This is a genomic window from Dyella japonica A8 (assembly GCF_000725385.1).
In the GTDB taxonomy this organism is placed as follows: domain Bacteria; phylum Pseudomonadota; class Gammaproteobacteria; order Xanthomonadales; family Rhodanobacteraceae; genus Dyella; species Dyella japonica_C.
This window is the reverse complement of record NZ_CP008884.1, coordinates 4,750,308-4,769,433: the sequence shown is the minus strand read 5'-3', so window position 1 is coordinate 4,769,433 and position 19,126 is coordinate 4,750,308. Positions and strand designations below refer to the sequence as shown.

The following is a 19,126-nucleotide window of genomic DNA, read 5'->3' as shown; positions in this document are numbered from 1 at the left end:
GCTCGCGCGTTTCATGCGTGTTCCATGTCAGGAAGAAGTCGCGGAGGGACGCATGAAAAATCGGGAATTTGATCGCTGGGCCAGGGTTCGCGGGCAGGGCATGCTCAGGTATGTGCTGTTTCGTGGATTGCTGTGCTACGGCCTGCCCATGTTTCTGCTGATGACCTATGTGATCCCGCATCCGCGTCTCACGACCATGGAGTCGGTCGTCCTTTGGTGGTTGCTTGCTGGCGCGGGCTACGGGGTCGGCATGTGGCTGGTGCAGGAGCGCCGCTTCCGCAAGGTGGTTGGGCGTGCCTGAGTTGCGCCACTCCATCCCGGCTACTCCATGTTCATGCGGTGTTTTGGCTTTTGGGCGCATGGTTCAAATTCTGCGGCCAGTCACGATGGTGCTGCAGGGTTTGTGCGCCTGCGTCCTGCGATTGGACGTCCAAATGGTGGCTTGAACGTATTGGCGTCGTGCCGGCGCCTGCGATGCATACTCCCTCTGCGAAAGCGCTTGCCGCCTGCGGCAGCCCGCGCTTGCGCACCGCTAACGAGAGGAGAAACCCCATGGCAAGTACCAGCTCTCGCATCGGTCGCGGCGTGGTCGGATTGTTCGTGGTCGCGCTTTGCGGCTGCACCGGCTACGTCAAGAAGAGCGATTTCGATGCCGCCATCGCGGAGCTGCGCAGCAACGATCAGAAGCAGCAGCAAGAGATCGATGCGATCACGCAGGAGATGCACCAGAAGTTCGCGCAGTACGACACGCAGATCACGGCCATGCAGGGCCGCATCAACGTAGACACCATTGCGCATTTCGATACCAACCAGACCACGTTGCGCGACGAGGACAAACAACGCCTGGACGATTTCGCCAAGGTGATGCGCGACCACCATGCCGCGGCGGTGGTCACTGCCGAAGGCTTCGCCGATCCCTCCGGCTCGGCCGCCTACAACCAGCGCCTGGCGCTGAAGCGGGCGCAGGCCGTGCGCGATTACCTCGTGCAGAACGGCGGCCTCAACGCCGACCAGGTGAGGGCTGTGGGCTATGGCAAGGTGAAGAACCGCCAGGTGGTGAAGGGCGCGACGGGCGACCAGGGCATGCCCAATCGCCGCGTATCGTTGGTGACCGATTTCGCGGGCAGTTCCTGAGCGACATCGCAGGCCCCTTGAATGAAGAAGGCCGCCCCAGGGCGGCCTTCTTCGTCATGACGCGTCACCTTGCCGGGTTGATGCCAACGATGGCCACCAGGCAGCGTCCGGCACGGGCGCGAGCCTGCGTTCGCGCCGACGCTCCAGCCGGCGTAGGGCGGCATGCAGCATCAGGCCGGCGGCGATGATCGCCATCCACCCCGCCGGTGGCCACCACAGGTTGCCGGCGCGCAGCAGCAACAGGCTCACCAGCGGAATCGACAGCAGCGTCAGCAAAGCCAGCATGCGCGTGCGGCGCAGGCCGGGCAGGCCGTAAACCGCTAGCGGCAGCGCGAGCAGGAGCGAGCCGAACAACAACTGCGCGGGCAAATTCAACGGAGTGATCAGGCGCCCGCCGTGCAGCGATTCCAGGATGTTGGCCTGATATTCCACGCCCGGCATGGGACTGTTGGCGCCGGACGCGGCGGTCGCCAACTGGTCGCCCAGCCCTGCCGCGGTGGCGCCGATCAATACCCAGCGCCCCTTGAGCAGGGCGCCGGGCACGCGTCCGCGCAGCACGTCGACGTAGGACACCTGGTTGAATGCGCCCGCGGCGTTGGCGAAACGGATCAGCACGTAGTCGTCGCGAATCCACTCATAGGGCGACCTCGCCGTGCCTTCGGGCTGGCGAAGGCCAGGCAACGGGTGCAGCGGCGACGGCGTGCCCATGTCGTAGAGGGCGAGCGCGAGGGCCGGCCATTGCGGCTGCCCGAGCCCCGCCTTCAGGTAGACGCCACGCGTGATGCCATCGGGATCCTTGGATGCATCGACATGGCCCAGGGCGGCCGCGCTGCGTGCAATCGCCGGCGTGGGCAGCACTTCTTCCAGCACGCCGCCGAGTTCGGCGGCCTCCGCGAATACCGGCATCACCACGTGGCCGTTGTCGTGGATGGCCTCGGCGTAGACGCGGTCGTTGTCGGGATGGCCCACGTCCGCTTCTGCCATGGTCACGTCCATGCCGATACCGCGCACGCCTGCTTCGGTGAGCCGCCGCACGAGCTCCGCATGCACGGAGCGCGGCCACGGCCAGTTGCCGATGCTGGCAAGGCTTTGCGGATCGATGGCGATGATCACCACCTGGTCGCTGGTGGAATACGACCAGTGGCGCATGTGCATGTCGTAGAACGCATTGTCCAGCGGCTGCATGACGCCGCTGGCAAGCAGCAGCACGGCCGCCGCGAAGCCCACCACCCAGGCGAGGGCGCGTTTGAGTAGGGGCAACGCGATGATCACAGGCGCCAGGACCTCCGCGAGGGACGCGTCAGAGGATCAGGTACAGCAACACCACCCCACCACCGGCGGTGAGCCAGCGGCATGCCGAGCAGGGTACACGCGTGCGCTGCACCGCGCCCCAGGGGCCGGTGTAGCCGTCCGTGTCGATGGTCTGCACGCGGGCGTACCACTTGCCGTGGGCAAGCTTGCGCAGGCTGATCTCCGGCTTGTCCACCGTCTCGTCCACGGCCACGTCGGAGAAGTCGGCCTTGCGTGCCAGTTGGACGTGGTAGTGCTGCCCCGGCGTGCCTTCCGGCCAGCTCAGCACGAAATCGCCATGCTGGTGCTGGGGTGCGCCCGGCTCCGGTGCGGGCGGTTCGGGTACCAGGTCGAAGGGCATGGCGCTGGTGTAGGGGCCGAGTTTGCCGTCCTTGTCGCGGCTGGCGATGCGCCAGACGTAGTGGCCATACGGCAGAGCCTGCGGCGCGCGCACGTCGCTGCCACGCACCTTGTCGTTGCTGGCCAGCAGTTGGCCGAAGTCCGCACTGCCCGAAAGCTGCCAGGCGTAGCTTTCGGCCTCGACGCTTTCGGTCCAGCGGAACTCGGGGCGCGTGCCGCGCACCTTGGCGTTCGGCTGCGGCTCGATGATCAGCGGCGGCTGCGGATGCGCGGCGATGGTGAAGGCGCAGGTGGTGTCCAGGCCCTCCATGCGCTCGCCATCGATGCCGCGCACGCGGAAGGCGTGCGGGCCGTCCGGCAGCGCTGGCAAGGTGGCCTGCGTGCCGTCGACCACGGTGTCGAGCACCAGGGCTTCGAAACGATCGGTGGGCGCAACCTGCACGCGGTAGTGCGCGGCGCGGTCCAGCGGTTTCCACTGGATCTGCGCGGGCGACTGGGTGAGCGGCTGCGCCGGGCAGTCGATGGACGGCGCGGGCAGCAGCGCCTGGGGCTGGCCCGGTTTGGCGCCGGCAGCGGTGGCTACGCCGCGGCCACCGTTCACCATGACGTGGCGGGCGTCGTTGCCCACGTCGACATGGCCGCCGACCACTTCGGTGCGGGCGCTGCCGTCGCTATCGTCGGCGGCCACGCGGAAGTGCGTGCCGCGCACGCTGGAAATGGTGTTGGGCGTGGATACGGTGAAGCGCGCCGCGCTGCCGCTGAGCGGTGTCACATCGCTGTTCACGCGTCCGCGCTTGAGGCGCATGCGGGTGTCGACCATGCCGGTGCGCCCGTAGGCGCTCAGGCGATCCAGCACCAGGGCGCTGTTGGCCTGCAGCAGCACGCGCGAACCGTCGGCGAGCTGGAGGGTGAGGCTGGTGTCGGCCGCCGTATCCAGTTCGGTGCCGTAGCCCACCGACATGCCGGTGGTGACGGGAATGGCCGGCGCGTTGCCGGTCGGCTGTGCCGTGGCGTTGCCCAGCACGGCGATCACGGTGGCCGGCGCAGGGCCCTGGCGCAGCCAGCCGACCGGGAACTGCATGGTCGAACCCGGCGGCAGGTGCAGCGGGTCGGCGACCTGGTTGTAGTCCTGCAGCTTTTGCCAGGACACATCCGGTTTGAGGTAGCGCGCGGCCAGATCCCAGAGGTTGTCGCCCGGGCGTACGCGGTAATGCCAGTCGGCGGGGGCGGCAAGCGCGTGGGGAATGTAAGCGGTGACAGCCAACAGCACGGTGATGCATAGCCAGCGCCATGGCTGGCGTGGCCCGAAGGTCCGGTGTGACATAAAGCCTCGATAGTCCTGGTGCACCCCCGTGCTGCCGTCACTCCCTTCCGCATCGCCGGCCGGGTTTCCGTTTTCCCGAAGCGACGCAGCGACTTGCAGCGCGGCTATTGTCGTGGACGGGTCGGCAAAATGCCAAGACCGTCACATAGGCGTTCAGGGGCGATCCGGCATCGCCAGCCGCCGGGCCAGCCGGTCGGAGAACCCGGCGACGCCGGTCAGGGCGCTCCCGCTGTCCGGGCCATGCAGGGCCTCGTAAAGGCGTTCCCCTTCCTGGGCCAGGGCCACGTCGCCCAGCAAGGGCAGGACGCCCAGTAGGCGATGCAGGGACTGGCGGGCGGCGGTCAGGTCGTGCCGGGCCGCGTGTTGCCCCAGGTCGTGCAGGTCGCGCTCGGTTTCCTGCGCCAGCAGGTCGCGCAGGTCGTGCTGCGGGGGAGGGGCATCGCGGGTCGGCAGGGTTGTGGGGTCCAGCCACTGGGCGAGCTTGCGGCTGAGCGTGGCCAGCTGCAGCGGCTTGCTGAGTACGTCGTCCATGCCCGCGTCTTTCGCGCGCGCTGTTTCGCTGCTCAGCGCGCTGGCCGTCATCGCCAGGATGGGCAGCCGGTGCGACGCGCCGGCATCCGCCTCGTGGGCGCGCCATGCACGGGCCAGCTCATGGCCGCTCATGCGTGGCATGTTGCAGTCGGTCAGCAGCAGGGCATAGCCACCGTCGGTCAGCATCTCAAGGGCGTCGTGGCCGTTGTCCACGACCTCGCTGGCGAGGCCCAGCAGGGCGAGCTGGCGGGCGATCAGGCGCTGGCTGACGGGATGGTCCTCGACCACCAGCACGCGCCCGCGCAGCGCGGGTACGTTGCCGGCGGAAGGGTGGTCGCGCCAGTGGCGGGGTTCTTCCAGTTCCAGTGCGTGCAGGCAGGCGCTGATCACGGCTCGCCAGGTCAGCGGCTGCGCGCCCAGCCAGGTGACGTCGGCATCGGTTGGCGTCGGCTCGTCGGCGACGACGACCACGCGTGCGTGGATCTGGTGGGCGCTTTCATCATCGGCCGCGTCGATGAAGAGCAGGCTGGCCGCCATCCCGGCACGCAGCGGTGTCGTCGGCTCGATGCGCTCGACGCTCATGCCCGCGGCACGCAGGTACTGTTCCAGCGCGCTGGCGGTCGGGGCGGATGCCAGCCGCACGACGGCGTGCCGGCCGTGCAGGCTGGCGGGCGCGTCGGTGGCGCGCTCCGCCACGGGCAGCCGCAACTGCACAGTGACGGTCGTGCCCACGCCTTCCTCGCTGCGCAGCTCGATGTTGCCATCCATCAGTTGCACGAGCTGTTGGCAGATGGCCAGTCCGAGCCCGGTGCCGCCGTAGCGGCGGCTGGTCCAGGTTTCGGCCTGGGCGAACGGCTTGAACAGGGTGTCCTGCTTGTCCTTCGCGATACCGATGCCGGTATCGGTGACGCTCAGCGCGAGATGCTGTTGCGCGCCGTTGTCGCCCAGCACGTTCAGCGTGGCGCTGACACTGCCGCGATCGGTGAACTTGATGGCGTTGTTGAGCAGGTTGATCAAAATCTGCCGCAGGCGCTGGCCGTCACCACGAAGCTGGCCTGCCACCGCCGCATCCGTGGCAAGGCGAAGATCCAGCCCCTTCGCGCGTGCCGCCACCGCCATCGTGGCGACCGCGCCATCCAGCCACTGGCGTGCATCGAACGGTGCCGCGTCGAGCCGCAGGTCGCCTGCCTCGAGCTTGGAGAAATCCAGGATGTCGTTGAGGATCTGCAGCAACGCGCTGGCGGATTCGTCTACCGCGCGCAGCAGCTCGCGCTGTTCACCGTTCACCGGTGTGCGGCCCAGCAATTCCAGCATGCCGATGACGCCGTTCATGGGCGTGCGGATCTCATGGCTCATGGCGGCAAGGAAATCCGCCTTCGCCTTGGAGGCGCGTTCGGCGACGTCGCGGGCGATGCGCAGCGCTTCGCTGCGCAGGTTCTGCTCAGTGGTGTCGATGAAATAACCCATCAGGCCCAGGCTGCCGTCCGCCATGCGGCGGCTGGCGAAGGTGGCGTGCACCCAGCGCAGGCCATCGAGGCCGAACGCGCGGAAGTCCACCGCGCGCGTGGCCGCTGAGTCGTCGCCGGGTGACAGCAGGGGCGACAACGCCGGCCAGTCGTCAGGGTGGATGCGCTCGCGCAAGGCATCGAGCCGGAAGGCATCGTCGGGATCGCGCAGCTCGCCCGCGTCGATGTTGAATAGCGCACGTGCATCGCCCGCCAGGAACGCGACCTGCGCGGCGCCCGGCGAGGCGATGCGCATTGCGATCACCACTACTGGCATGCGCTGCGCCATGTCACCCAGGCGTTGCTCGGTCTGCCGCGCGGCCTGTTCGGCGTCGCGGAATTCGCTGACGTCCAGCAGCGTGCTGGCGTAGCCGCGCGCCTGCCCGCGCTCGTCGCGCAGAGCGTGTATCCACAGCTGCGACGCGTGCGTTTCGCCATCGGGTGTGACGATGTCCAGGTCGTGCCGCAGCGTTTCGCCTTGCAGCACCTGGTCTTTGCGCGCGATGAACACCGTGCTGCGGATCGGATCGGCGACGGCCTCGTTGCGCGCGGCCACCGCACGCCCGGGCGGGTTGGCGGCGACTGCCTGTCCGTCTATCCCATGCAGCATGACGGGGAACGGCAGCGCATCGAGCGTGGCTTGCTGGAGCGCCTGTTGCGCCTGCAACTGCGCCTTCAGCTGCCGGTTTCGCCGTACCTGCGCCTGCAGCAGCCACGTCAGCACAAAGGCCAGCACGGCCGTTGCCATCAGCAGGATGGTGACGACCACGGCGACCGGCGAAAGCGCGGTGGCCTCGTTGCTGAACCAGGGCATGGCCAGCACGCCCAGGGCTGGAGCATGGCGGCATGGCTTGGCGGTGGCAGGCCCTGGATCCGGGCTGGAACGAACGACGGTAAGCATCGCGCTGGCCCGGTCGGCAGGAAAATCCATGCGGCTGAATGGTTGGGCGTTCATGCTACCTTTGAAGCAGGGCAGCCACAAACGGCAGTCATCATCAAGCCGGACATTGCATCAAAGATCGTCAGGTATGTGCTGTTTGCAGTGGAAGGATATGTAGGAGCGAAGGGTGCGGGTCATAATCGCCGATGATCATCCGGTCGTCCTGATCGGGCTGAAGACCTCGCTTCGCGACTACGGCAACGGGCTGGAGGTCGTCGGCGAGGCACGCAATGGCCAGGAGCTGTTGGAGCGGCTGGCGCGAACCCCCTGCGACCTGCTGATCACCGACTTTTCCATGCCAGCGGACATCGAAGGCTACGACGGCCTGTCCCTGCTGCAGCGCGTGCGCGAACTCCATCCGGGGCTGCCCATCCTGGTGCTCACCATGCTGCGCAATCCGGCGCTGGTGCAGAACATGGTGGGCATGGGCGTGCGTGGCGTGGTGGACAAGATGGCGATGGCCAAGGAGCTGATGCTGGCCATCGACATGATCCGTGCGGGGCGAAGCTACCTCAGCGAGCGCATGCGGCGGCAGATCGAAGGCATGTACCCGACCGGTGGCGAGCCCGTCATGTCGCGTCGCGAGGTCGAGGTGATCCGTTTCCTTGCGCAGGGGCTTACCGTGTCGGAAATCGCTCGACGGCTGGAACGCAGCGTGAAGACCATCAGCCAGCAGAAGCGCGATGCCATGCGCAAGCTGAATCTCGAGAGCGATAAGCAGCTGTACGACTACGCCCGGTCCATTGGCTTGCTCTAAGCGGCTGATCAGAATCCAGCTCCAGCTCCAGCTCCAGCTCCAGCTCCAGCATCCAGCTCCCAGCTCCCCTCACCGTCATTCCCGCGAAAGCGGGAATCCAGTGCCTTTTTCCCGTGGTGCCCAAAGGCTCAAGGCACTGGATTCCCGCTTTCGCGGGAATGACGGTGAGGAAATTTGAGAGGCGAGGGTGATCGTGAACAGATGCCATACCCAGGGCCCTTGTCCCGCGCAAAATGACCCGAGTAGGAATGTTCTGATTCCGCCCGCGCGTCGCACATCGTCCAATGCCCCCCACGAACATGGGGTTTACCGCTCGCCGCGCGACGCGATTCCCATGGGGGTTTCCCGCATGTCATGGATGACATGTGTCGGTGAGTACGCCGGCGACAAACCGCGCCACCCCTGATCGGTTTGTCGGGATCTTAGGTAAGGGCCGCCCGTTGTCCACGGCCTGCATTCACTGGAATGCAGGCCGTGGCCCGGCAGCCTCTGCGCCCTTGCGGAACGTCGCGAGGGCCGCGCTGCGCGCGCCACGAGGCGCCGCGTACAGTCCATGTCACGGGAGAGGTCGATCTATGGCGGAACACAGTCTGCTGGTGTGGCTCATCATCGGCGCGCTGGCCGGTTGGTTTGCGGGCCTGATGGTGAAGGGCAGCGGCTATGGCCTGTTCATCGACATTCTCATCGGCGTACTCGGCGCCTGCCTTGGCGGGTGGGCTGCCCACGTCGCTGGCTTCGCCGTGGGTGGCGGTTTCGTCATCTCCCTGGTGGTGGCGACGCTGGGCGCGGTGGTGTTGCTGGTGATGCTGCGCATGCTCAAGCAGTGGATGCACTGACGTCTTCGCCGTGCACCGGCCGTGAGGGATAAGCCGACAGTGGCGCTGCGCCGCCAGAGCGTCTTCGTGCCACGCGAACCCGGCGAGGTGTTCGCGCTGGTGGACGACGTGGCGTCGATGCATCGATGGCTGGATCGCTGCATCCGGGTGCAGAAGTACCACGGTGGCGAGAACGCCGTGGGCGACGCCCTGCGCTGCGTTTACCAGGGCGTGACACGCCATGGCGTGCTGACCGGCGCCATCGTCGCGCGCGAGCCCCGGCGCAGCCTTGCCTGTGAATATGCGGGCCGCTTCATCCACGTGGCGCTCGATTTTTCCCTGTCGCCGCGTGGCGAAGGAACCTACCTCACGCACACGGTGCAGGTCACGCCCACCAGTTGGCTCGCGCGATGGTCGCTGCCGCTGATCCGTCGCCTGCTGGATCGCCATGTGGCCGGGACCGTGCACGCACTGCGACGCTGCCTGCTGGCCGCGCCGGAGGATTTGGTGGTCATGTCCCCTCGGTAGGACTTTTCTGATTCCCGCCTGACGTCTCCTTGAGCAAGATCTTCCCTGGGCAATCAGCAGGGCGCCTCCCGGCTCACCGCGCGTCCCCAGTCTTCACACCACGGTGTTCCTGTCGCGCCTCCGCGCCTGCCCGTCGTCCCCCGCATGGACGCTCCGCCGGAGCGTGGCCGTGCTTCGGGTGGACCCGCTGGAGAAGTGAGATGGTCAAGCGAAGTTTCAAATGGCAGACCCGCTGGTCCCGCGGCTCACGCAGGGCGGCTGCCCTGATGCGTTCGCGCAGGCACGCCATTCGTGCGCAGGCGAAGCGTCGCCATGGGCCGCAGCCGGTGTACATCGGCGCCCCTTCCCTCAAACTGCGCGCGGAGCGTGGCCAGGGATCCGCGCCGGAACATTTCGACGCCAGCATGTTGATCGGTCCGCTGGCCGCCTCGTTGCAGGCCTTGTACGACGCCGTGCCCGTGGCCCTGGGCGTGATTGATCGCGATGGCTGCTATGTGGGCGCCAATGGGGCTTACGCGGCGGTGCTTGGACTGACGCCGGCAGACATCATCGGGCGCCGGGTCGGCGAGTATCTGCCCGGTGCGGAGGAGCAGCTGCGCAGGGACATCGCCAGCTTCGATGCAGGCTTCGACGTGACGGAGCGCGAGGTGGCCTGCCATGGCCGGTATTTCCTCGTCGCCCTGCAGGCCGTGCGCGGCGAGGATGGCGGCGTGCTCGGCGTCACTTCCGCGCTCGTCGACATCACGGTGCGCAAACGCATGGAGGAGGCCTCCGAGCAGGCGCGCCGCCACTGGCAATTCCACGCCAGCCATGACCATCTCACCGGACTGGCCAATCGTCGCCGCCTGGACGATGCCATCGCGGCGGAAGCGACGCGGTGCATGCGCAACGGCGCGGCCCTGTCGCTGCTGATGATGGATGTCGACTGCTTCAAGTCCTACAACGACCACGTGGGCCATCAGCGCGGCGACGAATGCCTGCGCGCCATCGCGACGCGGCTGCGGGGCTGCATCCGCCGTCAGGGCGACCTGGTCGGCCGCTATGGTGGCGAGGAGTTCATCGCCATCCTGCCGGATACCGATGCAGCCGGCGCACAGGTCGTGGCCGGGCACATCCTGCAGGCAATACGCGAGCTCGCCATCTGGCATCCGGGCAGCCCGTACCAGCGCGTGACGATGAGCATCGGCGTGGCGAGCCTGGAGGATCTTCCGCCGTCCCGCCTGGGCAGTCGCGAAGCCCTGCTGCATTGCGCGGATCGCGCGCTGTACGCGGCGAAGGCGGCGGGACGTAATACCGTCTGCGTGTATCCAGCGATGCCCTGAACGACAAAGGCCGCCCGAGGGCGGCCTTTGTGCGGTCGATGGCGCGCGGTGATCAGCGCTTCATCGAGTTGAAGAACTCGTCGTTGGACTTGGTGTTCTTCATCTTGTCGAGCATGAACTCCATCGCGGCCAGCTCGTCCATCGGATGCAGCAGCTTGCGCAGGATCCAGATCTTGGAGAGCAGGTCCGGCTCGATCAGCAGATCCTCGCGGCGGGTGCCGGAGCGGTTGATGTCGATGGCCGGGTACACACGCTTCTCGGCGATGCGGCGGGACAGGTGCACTTCCATGTTGCCGGTGCCCTTGAACTCTTCGTAGATCACCTCGTCCATCTTGCTGCCGGTGTCGGTCAGCGCGGTGGCGATGATGGTCAGGCTGCCGCCTTCTTCCACGTTACGCGCGGCGCCGAAGAAGCGCTTGGGGCGCTGCAGGGCGTTGGCGTCCACACCACCGGTGAGCACCTTGCCGGAGCTGGGCACCACGGTGTTGTAGGCACGGGCCAGGCGCGTGATGGAGTCCAGCAGGATCACCACGTCCTTCTTGTGCTCGACCAGGCGCTTGGCGCGCTCGATCACCATTTCGGCCACCTGCACGTGGCGCACGGCCGGCTCGTCGAAGGTCGAGGAGATCACTTCCGCACGCACCGTGCGGGCGATTTCCGTCACTTCTTCCGGGCGCTCATCGATCAGCAGCATGATCAGATGGACGTCCGGATGGTTGTACTGGATGGCCTGCGCGATGTTCTGCAGCATCATCGTCTTACCGGATTTCGGCTGGGAGACGATGAGGCCACGCTGGCCGCGGCCGATCGGCGCGACGAGGTCAAGGATGCGGCCGGTGATGTCTTCGGTCGAACCATTGCCGCGCTCGAGCTTGAACGCCTTGCGCGGGAACAGCGGCGTCAGGTTCTCGAACAGCATCTTGTTCTTCGACGCCTCCGGCGGATCGCCGTTGATGTCGTCGACCTTGAGCATCGCGAAGTAACGCTCGCCTTCCTTCGGATGGCGCACGCGTCCGGTGATGTAGTCGCCGGTACGCAGGTTGAAGCGGCGGATCTGGCTGGGCGACACGTAGATGTCGTCCGGGCCGGCCAGGTAGGACTCATCCGCCGAGCGCAGGAAGCCGAAGCCGTCCTGCAGGATTTCCAGCACGCCCTCCGCCCAGATGCCGCCGCCGGAGCGGGCGTGCGCCTTGAGGATGGAGAAGATCACGTCCTGCTTGCGCGCGCGCGCCACGCCTTCCTGGATGCCGAGCGATTCGGCGAACTCCACCAGCTGGATCGCATTTTTGCGCTTGAGCTCGGTGAGGTTGATCAGGCGGTCGCTGCTGCCGGCATCGGCGTAGTCGTCGTCCACCGGCAGGCCATTGTTGTTGCGCGGGTGCTGCGGATTGTTGCCGCCACCGCCACCGCCGCCCTGGCCACGCTGCTGGTTGCGCTCGTGACGACGGCGGCGACCACGACCGTCACGGTCATTGCGGTCGTTGCGGTTGTTGAAATTCGGGTTGCCACCGTTCTGCTGGCCGCCCTGCTGCTGGCCACCCTCACGGGCTTCCTGCGGCTGGCGCTGGCCACCGTCGTTCTGCGGCGCCGATTCGGCGGCCGGGGCAGGGGCAGGCTCGGCCGGTGCGGCGCGCTCGATCGGCGGCAGCGGCGGCATGTCGAGCTGCGGCTGCTTGTCGGCCTTTTCGGCAGCAGCCGCGGCAGCTGCAGCGGATTTGCGCGGCGCGCGCGTGCGGGTTTCAGCCACAGGCTTGGCTTCGGCGCCCTTGGCGTCGTTGGTTTCTTTGCTTTCGATATCAGACACGGGCAAACCTCTGCGGGGCGCCGTTGAAAAAGGAGGGAAGGTTGCGTTGCGCGGACGGCGCGGGGGACAGGACTGTCCCAGCGGACGCATGAAATCTAGCACCGGGTCCGCGGCGGCGTAAAGCGCCGCGGCCGGCAAAATTCAGAAAAGTTTTTCCGGAGCGGAAATTTCTGAGACGGCCTTAGATGGCCTTGTCGATCATCTGGGTCAGCGCGCCCTTGCTGACGGCGCCGATCTGGGTGGCCTCGACCTTGCCGTTCTTGAACACCATCAGGGTCGGGATGCCGCGCACGCCATAGTTGCGGGGCGTCTTCTGGTTGTGGTCGATGTTGATCTTCGCGATGCGCAGCTTGCCCTGGTACTGCTGGGCCAGCTCATCGAGGATCGGGGCGATGGCCTTGCACGGGCCGCACCACTCCGCCCAGAAGTCCAGCAGGACAGGGGTATCGGAATTGAGCACTTCCTGCTCAAAGGCGTCATCGCTCACATGGGTAATCAGGTCGCTCACCGGGGTCTCCGAAGGTAAGGCGGGTAAGGGTTTCACGACCGCGCGCCCAGCATCGGCTACACTGGGGCGCCCATGAAGCGCGGGGTCGTACCGGAAGGAAGTCTTTTGGCCGTTGCGGCAGGCCTCCATTCCAACGTAACTCGGGGCACGATTCAAGCGATTCAAGGGAGGCTGTAGGCGCATTCTGCATATTGAATGCGCCGGTCTCCTACAGGTGGCCAGGGATGGTTCCGTTGACATAGGTGAAAGGGTTTTCCTTGATTGTCAGTGGCTTAGCCATTGCAGTCCTTTGACCTATGCCAGCGGAGCCGTCGCACGCCGCCGCTCCCGCCGGCCCAGCCAAGGACACGTGCCGCGGGCATGCGCGATCCGATCCGGATCCCGCCTGCCGCCACGTCCCGGCCGCGCCGACCATCCACCCGTTCCTTGTTTGCGTCTCACCGGCAAGGAGCCAGGCGGCCGCCCCTGGGGCGCTGTCTGCACCAAGACACCCAATAGCAATGTCTCAGACTGTTCTCACTGATACTTTTTTCACCAACTTCGACCTCCATCCGCTGCTCCAGAAAGGCCTCGACGAGGCGGGTTTCACCCGCTGCACGCCGATCCAGGCGCTGACCCTGCCGGTCGCGCTGACGGGTCGCGACGTCGCCGGCCAGGCACAGACGGGCACGGGCAAGACCTGCGCCTTCCTGGTGGCGATGATGAATCGCCTGCTGACCACGCCGGCCGTAGCCGAGCGCAAGGACAGCGACCCGCGCGCCCTGGTCATTGCGCCGACCCGCGAGCTGGCCATCCAGATCGAGAAGGACGCCAAGTCCATCGGCCGCCACACCGGCCTGCGCACGGCGCTTATCTATGGCGGCGTGGACTATGACAAGCAGCGCCAGCAGCTCAAGGACGGCTGCGACATCATCATCGCCACGCCGGGCCGCCTGCTCGACTACTACAAACAGCACGTGTTCGGCTTCGAAGGCGTGGAAGTGATGGTGATCGACGAGGCGGACCGCATGTTCGACCTTGGCTTCATCAAGGACGTGCGCTTCATCTTCCGCCGCCTGCCGACGCGTGAGCAGCGCCAGGTGCTGCTGTTCTCCGCCACGCTCAGCCACCGCGTGCTGGAGCTGGCCTACGAGCACATGCACAACGCCGAGAAGCTGGAAGTGGAGACGGACAACGTCACCGCTGACCGCGTGCGCCAGGTCGTCTACTTCCCGGCCAAGGAAGAGAAGATGCCGCTGCTGCTCAACCTGCTTGAGCGCACCACGCCCACGCGCAGCATCATCTTCGTCAACACCAAGGCCGCCGCGGAAAAGATCACCGACCGCCTGAAGCGCCAGGGTTACCGCGTGGGTGCACTGTCGGGCGATGTGCCGCAGCTCAAGCGCCAGAAGCTCTTGCAGCGCTTCCAGGAAGGCCAGCTGGACATCCTGGTGTGCACTGACGTTGCCGCGCGCGGCCTGCACATCCCGGCGGTCAGCCACGTGTTCAACTACGACCTGCCGCAGGATGCCGAAGACTACGTGCACCGCATCGGCCGTACCGCGCGCCTCGGCGCGGAGGGCGACGCGATCAGCTTCGCCTGCGACCTGTATGCGATGAGCCTGCCGGATATCGAAACCTATATTGGCCAGCGCATCCCGGTGGCCAATATCGAGGCCGACATGCTGGTGATGCCCAAGCCGCGCGAGCAGGACGCCCAGTACATGGCCGACGTTGCCGCCGACAGCGCGGCCTTTGGCGACAAGGTCGAGCAGCGCGAGAAAGACGGCTCGCCGCGCAAGGGTTCGCGCAGCGGCGGTGGCCGCGGTGGCGATCGTCCGCGCAGCGATAAGCCGCGTGAGCCGCGGAAGCCGCGTGCCGACGCTCCCGCTGAGGGTGCGGAAGCCCCGGTGAAAACCGAGGCTGCCCCGGTCCCCGCACCGGGCGAGTCGGCCGATGGCGTGGAGCGCAAGCGCCGCCGCCGTCGTGGTGGCCGCAACCGTCGCCGCGAAGGCGGCGAGGCACCGGCCGCCCAAGGCGCTGGCAGCAACACCGCGAACGAGGGTCAGCGCGAGCCGCGCGGTGAGCGTCGTCCGCCGCGTGAGCGTGGCAACGGCGACAACAACCATGCCCGTCCCTCGCGCCACGTGGCCATCACCTCGACCAAGCCGGCCGAACAGCCGGCGCCGGAGAAGCTCGGCTTCTTCCGTCGCGTGAGCCGCTTCTTCTTCGGGCACTGATGCTCGGGGAATGGAGCGCCACGGCGCGCTCTTGATCGTCGTCCCGGCGCAAGCCGGGACCCAGCGCCCCGGTCCAGTGAAAAGGCGATGAGATCCATCGCCTGACTGAAGGCTGACGCCACTGGATGACCAGCTTCGCTGTTGAGAAGCTCTTCCGGCCTGCGACGCAAAGCTAGTCCCCGCGGGGCGCCGGAATGACGGCTTCGATGAGGCGCGTTCGGGCGCTGCTTCTCCGAGCATGGAGCGCCACGGCCCGCTCTTGATCGTCGTCCCGGCGCAGGCCGGGACCCAGCGCCCCGGTCCAGTGAAAAGGCGATGAGATCCATCGCCTCACTGAAGGCTGACGCTACTGGATTCCGGCCTGCGCCGGAATGACGGCTTCGATGAGGCGCGTTCGGGCGCTGCTTCTCCGAGCATGGAGCGCCACAGCACGCTCTTGATCGTCGTCCCGGCGCAGGCCGGGACCCAGCGCCCCGGTCCAGTGAAAAGGCGATGAGATCCATCGCCCGACTGAAGGTTGACGCCACTGGCTTCCGGCCTTCGACGCAAAGCTAGTCCCCGTGGGGCGCCGGAATGACGGCTTCGATGAAGCGAGCTGCTCCCGGGCTGAATCCTCCCCAGCATGGCGACATAAACCAACTGACCTTCACGCGTGCATCCCTTATCCTTCCGTCATCCAGGATCGGGGACACGCGGTGATCCGCTTCGACCAAGTCAGCAAACGCTATGAAGGTGGCCACGAGGCCCTGTCGCAACTCTCTTTCGAGGTGGCAGCAGGTGAGATGGCCTTCGTCACCGGCCACTCCGGTGCCGGCAAGAGCACGCTGCTCAAACTGCTGGGCCTGATCGAGCGACCCTCGCACGGCGTCGTCACGCTGGAGGGGCAGAACCTCGCCAAGGTGGGGCGCGCCGGTATTCCCAAGTTGCGCCGCCGCGTCGGCATGGTGTTCCAGGACCATCGCCTGCTGATGGATCGCACCGTGTTCGCCAACGTCGAGTTGCCGCTGATGATCGGCGGCATGGCGCCCCATGAACGCAGCAAGCGTGTGCGCGCGGCGCTGGAGAAGGTGGGCCTGCTTTCCTACGAGCGCCAGCTCCCGGCCACGTTGTCCGCCGGTGAGCAGCAGCGCGTGGGCATCGCCCGCGCCATTGTCGCCAAGCCGATGCTGCTGATCGCCGACGAACCCACCGGCAACCTCGACCCCACGCTCGCCGTGGAGATCATGGGCTTGTTCGCCGAATTCCAGGGCGTGGGCACCACCGTGCTGATCGCCAGCCACGACCTGCCGTTGATCAAGAAGATGAAGAAGCGCGTGATCGTGCTCGACCACGGCCGCCTCGTCGCCGACGTGGCCGCACAGGAGGTGCTATGAGCACGCAGCCTGAATTCCCGATGGAAAGCCCGCTGCTTTCCGACCAGTCGCGCGGTATCCGCACCAAGGCGCGCCCCGTGGCGAGCTGGCGCGAGCATCACGGCTGGAGCGCCATGGCCAGCCTGCGCCGCCTGATGTCGCGACCGGTGGGCACCCTGCTTACCGTCGCCGTCATGGCCATCGCGCTGGCCTTGCCGCTGACCTTCTATCTGGTGCTGGGCAACCTGCAGAAGATGGGTGACGCGCTGGGCCAGAACCAGACCATCAGCGTGTTCATGCAGCCGGGGCAGGGCGTGTCCTCGGCGGACATGATGGCCAAGAAGCTGCGCGAACGCAGTGAGGTCGCGGACGTCAAGGTGAAGTCCCCCGACCAGGGCATGGACGAGCTGGCGAAGATGCAGGGTTTCTCCGGTGCGCTGCACACGCTGGACGCCAATCCGCTGCCGTTCGTGCTGGAAGTGCAGCCCCGTCCGGGCGCGAGCGCCGACAGCGTCGATCATCTCGTGGCCGACATGCGCGGCATGCAGGGCGTGGACCAGGTGCAGGATGGCGGAACCTGGCGGCAGCGCCTGGAAGCCATGCTGGGCGTGGGCCAGCGCATCGTGATGATTCTGGCTGCGCTGCTGGCGGTGGCCGTGCTGCTGGTCGTGGGCAATACGGTGCGTGTGGATATCGCCAGCCGTACCGAGGAAATCGGCGTGCTCATGCTGGTGGGCGCCAGCCGCGCCTTCGTGCGCCGTCCGTATCTTTATGCCGGCATCTGGTACGGCTTGCTCAGCGGCGTGCTGGCGGTCGGCTTTGCCGTGCTGGTCGAACTGGCGCTGGCCGAACCGGTGCAGCGGCTGGGACAGGTTTACGCAGGCAAGCTGCAGGTGGACGCCTTGCCCCTGTGGTTGCTCGGTGCCGTGCCGGTGGCAGCGGCCGTGCTCGGCTGGCTGGGCGCCCGGCTGGTCAGTGCGTGGCAGCTGCGCAAAGCCGTCTGAAGCGTGCGCGGGCTCACGCCCGGCGCAACAAGGTCATGCAAGGTTTGCGCGCATGGTGCAGCATGCCGGCGCGAGGTAGCCCGGCGCCCGGAGGGGGCGTCGGCAAGGTGTCGGCAGGGAGCGTCGGCCAACACGTGGGTGATCGGGGATGAGTGGAAGTTTCAGCAGTCGAGCAGTAGGAACGGCGCCCAGGGTGCTGGTGGTGGATGGCTCCAAGGTGGTGCGCCAGCTGATCGCCCGCGTGTTGAAGAGCGAGTTGCCGGACAGTGACGTGGTGGGCGCCGGCAGCGGCGCGGAAGCCAAGGAACTGATGGACGGCGGCGCCTTCGACTTCATCACCATTGCCTTGCGCCTGCCCGACATGGATGGGCTGGAGCTTGCGCGCCACGTGCGTGAATCCGCCGCCCAGGCCTACGTGCCCATCGTGGTGGTATCGGGCGACGTGGATGGCCGCCTGCACAGCCGCACGCTGGGTGAGCACGTCACCGACTATTTCGACAAGTCGCTGGGTTTCCAGGCGTTGGCGGAGTTCATCCGCGGCTACGTCAAGCCCGCCGATTCCGCGCAGGGCGAAGTGCTCTATGTGGAAGACAGCCGCGTGGTGGCGCTGGCGACCCGCCGCATCCTGGAAAAACACGGCCTCACCGTGCACCACGTGGTCAGCGTGGAGGACGCGCTGGTCCTGCTCGACAAGGCGAAGGACGCCTCCAGGGTCGGCGCGGACATCGTGCTCACCGACGTTAGCCTGAAGGGCGAGCTCACCGGCGGCGACCTGCTGGAACGCATCCGGCGCGAATACGGTTATGGCAAGGGCCGGTTGCCGGTGCTGGTGATGACCGGCGACGAGAACCCGGCTAACCAGGCCGCGCTGCTGCGCGCCGGTGCCAACGACCTGGTCGAGAAACCCATCGAGGAAAAACTGCTGATGACCAAGCTGCTGTTCCAGCTGCGCGTTTCCCAGCACCTGCGCGAGCGGGGCGAGGCGGCGTGACCGAGGATCGGATCAAGCTGGAGCCTTCGTGGAAGGCCCGCATCGGTGACTACCTGGCCCGACCCGACATGAAGTCCCTGTCGGACTTCCTCCGCAACGAAAAGCATGCCGGCAAGGTGATCTACCCGCCGGGCCCGGAGATCTTCGCCGCTTTCGATCACACCCCGTTCGACGCCGTGCGGGTGGTGATCCTGGGGCAGGACCCGTACCACGGCCCGAATCAGGCCCATGGGCTGTGCTTCTCGGTGCGGCCGGGCGTGCAGACGCCGCCGTCGCTGCAGAACATCTTCAAGGAAATTCACCGGGACCTGGGCTACAAGGCCCCCGACCACGGCTGCCTGACCCCCTGGGCAGACCGGGGCGTGCTGCTGCTCAACGCCACGCTCACCGTCCAGCAGGGCATGGCCGGCTCCCATCAGGGCAAGGGCTGGGAAGGGTTTACCGATGCCGCCATCGATGCCCTCAACCGGGAGCGGGAGGGGCTGGTGTTCATGCTCTGGGGTTCCTATGCCCAGAAAAAGGGCCAGCTGATCGATGGCCGCCGGCATTGCATTTTGCGGTCCGTGCACCCATCTCCTTTGTCAGCGCACCGCGGTTTCATCGGCTGCGGGCACTTCTCGGCGGCTAACCAATACCTGGAGAGCCGAGGGGTGGCACCGGTGGACTGGTCCCTGCCCATGCGCTCGGAACTCGCCTGAAACCGGCCTTTCACGGCCGCTGAACCGACAGGGCGGCATAGTGG

The 19,126-nt window shown here is 66.8% G+C and carries 16 protein-coding genes; 11 read left to right on the top strand and 5 right to left on the bottom strand.

Annotation, left to right across the window (positions count from 1 at the left end):
* Window positions 1-52: 52 nt before the first annotated feature.
* Window positions 53-301, top strand: coding sequence for a hypothetical protein (locus HY57_RS20350; RefSeq protein WP_038580159.1), 249 nt, complete (start codon window positions 53-55; stop codon window positions 299-301).
* Between the two features lie 251 nt (window positions 302-552).
* On the top strand, window positions 553-1,134 hold the full coding sequence (locus HY57_RS20345) for an OmpA family protein (RefSeq protein WP_019465877.1): 582 nt from the start codon (window positions 553-555) through the stop codon (window positions 1,132-1,134).
* A 54-nt stretch (window positions 1,135-1,188) separates the two neighbouring features.
* On the opposite strand, the gene HY57_RS20340 is transcribed toward HY57_RS20345, so the two are convergent.
* The 3 genes from HY57_RS20340 to HY57_RS20330 form a co-directional block, all read right to left on the bottom strand.
* On the bottom strand, window positions 1,189-2,406 hold the full coding sequence (locus HY57_RS20340; RefSeq protein WP_019465876.1) for a CHASE2 domain-containing protein: 1,218 nt from the start codon (window positions 2,404-2,406) through the stop codon (window positions 1,189-1,191).
* A gap of 28 nt (window positions 2,407-2,434) precedes the next feature.
* On the bottom strand, window positions 2,435-4,108 hold the full coding sequence (locus HY57_RS20335) for a FecR family protein (protein WP_050997936.1): 1,674 nt from the start codon (window positions 4,106-4,108) through the stop codon (window positions 2,435-2,437).
* Window positions 4,109-4,261: 153 nt separating this feature from the next.
* Complete coding sequence (locus HY57_RS20330) at window positions 4,262-7,099, bottom strand: hybrid sensor histidine kinase/response regulator (RefSeq protein ID WP_081500673.1); 2,838 nt, start codon at window positions 7,097-7,099, stop codon at window positions 4,262-4,264.
* A 112-nt stretch (window positions 7,100-7,211) separates the two neighbouring features.
* On the opposite strand from HY57_RS20330, the gene HY57_RS20325 reads away from it, so the two are divergent.
* The 4 genes from HY57_RS20325 (at window position 7,212) to HY57_RS20310 (ending at window position 10,506) form a co-directional block, all read left to right on the top strand.
* The gene (locus HY57_RS20325) at window positions 7,212-7,841 is read left to right on the top strand and encodes a response regulator transcription factor (RefSeq protein WP_019465873.1); all 630 of its coding nucleotides are present in this window, start codon (window positions 7,212-7,214) and stop codon (window positions 7,839-7,841) included.
* Between the two features lie 575 nt (window positions 7,842-8,416).
* Window positions 8,417-8,677: a GlsB/YeaQ/YmgE family stress response membrane protein gene (locus HY57_RS20320; protein ID WP_019465872.1), complete on the top strand. Its 261-nt coding sequence runs from the start codon at window positions 8,417-8,419 to the stop codon at window positions 8,675-8,677.
* 39 nt (window positions 8,678-8,716) lie between these two features.
* Window positions 8,717-9,184, top strand: a complete 468-nt coding sequence (locus tag HY57_RS20315) for an SRPBCC family protein (protein ID WP_019465871.1) — start codon at window positions 8,717-8,719, stop codon at window positions 9,182-9,184.
* Between the two features lie 266 nt (window positions 9,185-9,450).
* Window positions 9,451-10,506 carry a GGDEF domain-containing protein gene (locus tag HY57_RS20310; RefSeq protein ID WP_158407938.1) on the top strand — a complete coding sequence of 352 codons (1,056 nt, stop codon included), beginning with the start codon at window positions 9,451-9,453 and terminating at the stop codon, window positions 10,504-10,506.
* 52 nt (window positions 10,507-10,558) lie between these two features.
* Here HY57_RS20310 and rho read toward each other — a convergent pair whose 3' ends face one another.
* Window positions 10,559-12,310 carry a transcription termination factor Rho gene (rho, locus tag HY57_RS20305; RefSeq protein ID WP_019465869.1) on the bottom strand — a complete coding sequence of 584 codons (1,752 nt, stop codon included), beginning with the start codon at window positions 12,308-12,310 and terminating at the stop codon, window positions 10,559-10,561.
* Between the two features lie 181 nt (window positions 12,311-12,491).
* Window positions 12,492-12,818, bottom strand: a complete 327-nt coding sequence (gene trxA, locus HY57_RS20300; protein WP_019465868.1) for a thioredoxin TrxA — start codon at window positions 12,816-12,818, stop codon at window positions 12,492-12,494.
* Between the two features lie 500 nt (window positions 12,819-13,318).
* Here trxA and HY57_RS20295 point away from each other — a divergent pair, with 500 nt between their 5' ends.
* From HY57_RS20295 to ung, 5 genes are all read left to right on the top strand, one after another.
* The gene (locus HY57_RS20295; RefSeq protein WP_019465867.1) at window positions 13,319-15,037 is read left to right on the top strand and encodes a DEAD/DEAH box helicase; all 1,719 of its coding nucleotides are present in this window, start codon (window positions 13,319-13,321) and stop codon (window positions 15,035-15,037) included.
* A 695-nt stretch (window positions 15,038-15,732) separates the two neighbouring features.
* On the top strand, window positions 15,733-16,410 hold the full coding sequence (gene ftsE, locus HY57_RS20290) for a cell division ATP-binding protein FtsE (RefSeq protein WP_019465866.1): 678 nt from the start codon (window positions 15,733-15,735) through the stop codon (window positions 16,408-16,410).
* Window positions 16,407-17,393 carry a permease-like cell division protein FtsX gene (gene ftsX / locus HY57_RS20285; protein ID WP_019465865.1) on the top strand — a complete coding sequence of 329 codons (987 nt, stop codon included), beginning with the start codon at window positions 16,407-16,409 and terminating at the stop codon, window positions 17,391-17,393. Before ftsE ends, ftsX begins: the two co-directional genes overlap by 4 nt.
* A gap of 148 nt (window positions 17,394-17,541) precedes the next feature.
* Window positions 17,542-18,384 carry a response regulator gene (locus tag HY57_RS20280; protein ID WP_038580155.1) on the top strand — a complete coding sequence of 281 codons (843 nt, stop codon included), beginning with the start codon at window positions 17,542-17,544 and terminating at the stop codon, window positions 18,382-18,384.
* The gene (ung, locus tag HY57_RS20275; RefSeq protein ID WP_019465863.1) at window positions 18,381-19,082 is read left to right on the top strand and encodes a uracil-DNA glycosylase; all 702 of its coding nucleotides are present in this window, start codon (window positions 18,381-18,383) and stop codon (window positions 19,080-19,082) included. The genes HY57_RS20280 and ung overlap by 4 nt, the downstream gene beginning before the upstream one ends.
* The last annotated feature ends 44 nt before the right edge of the window (window positions 19,083-19,126 follow it).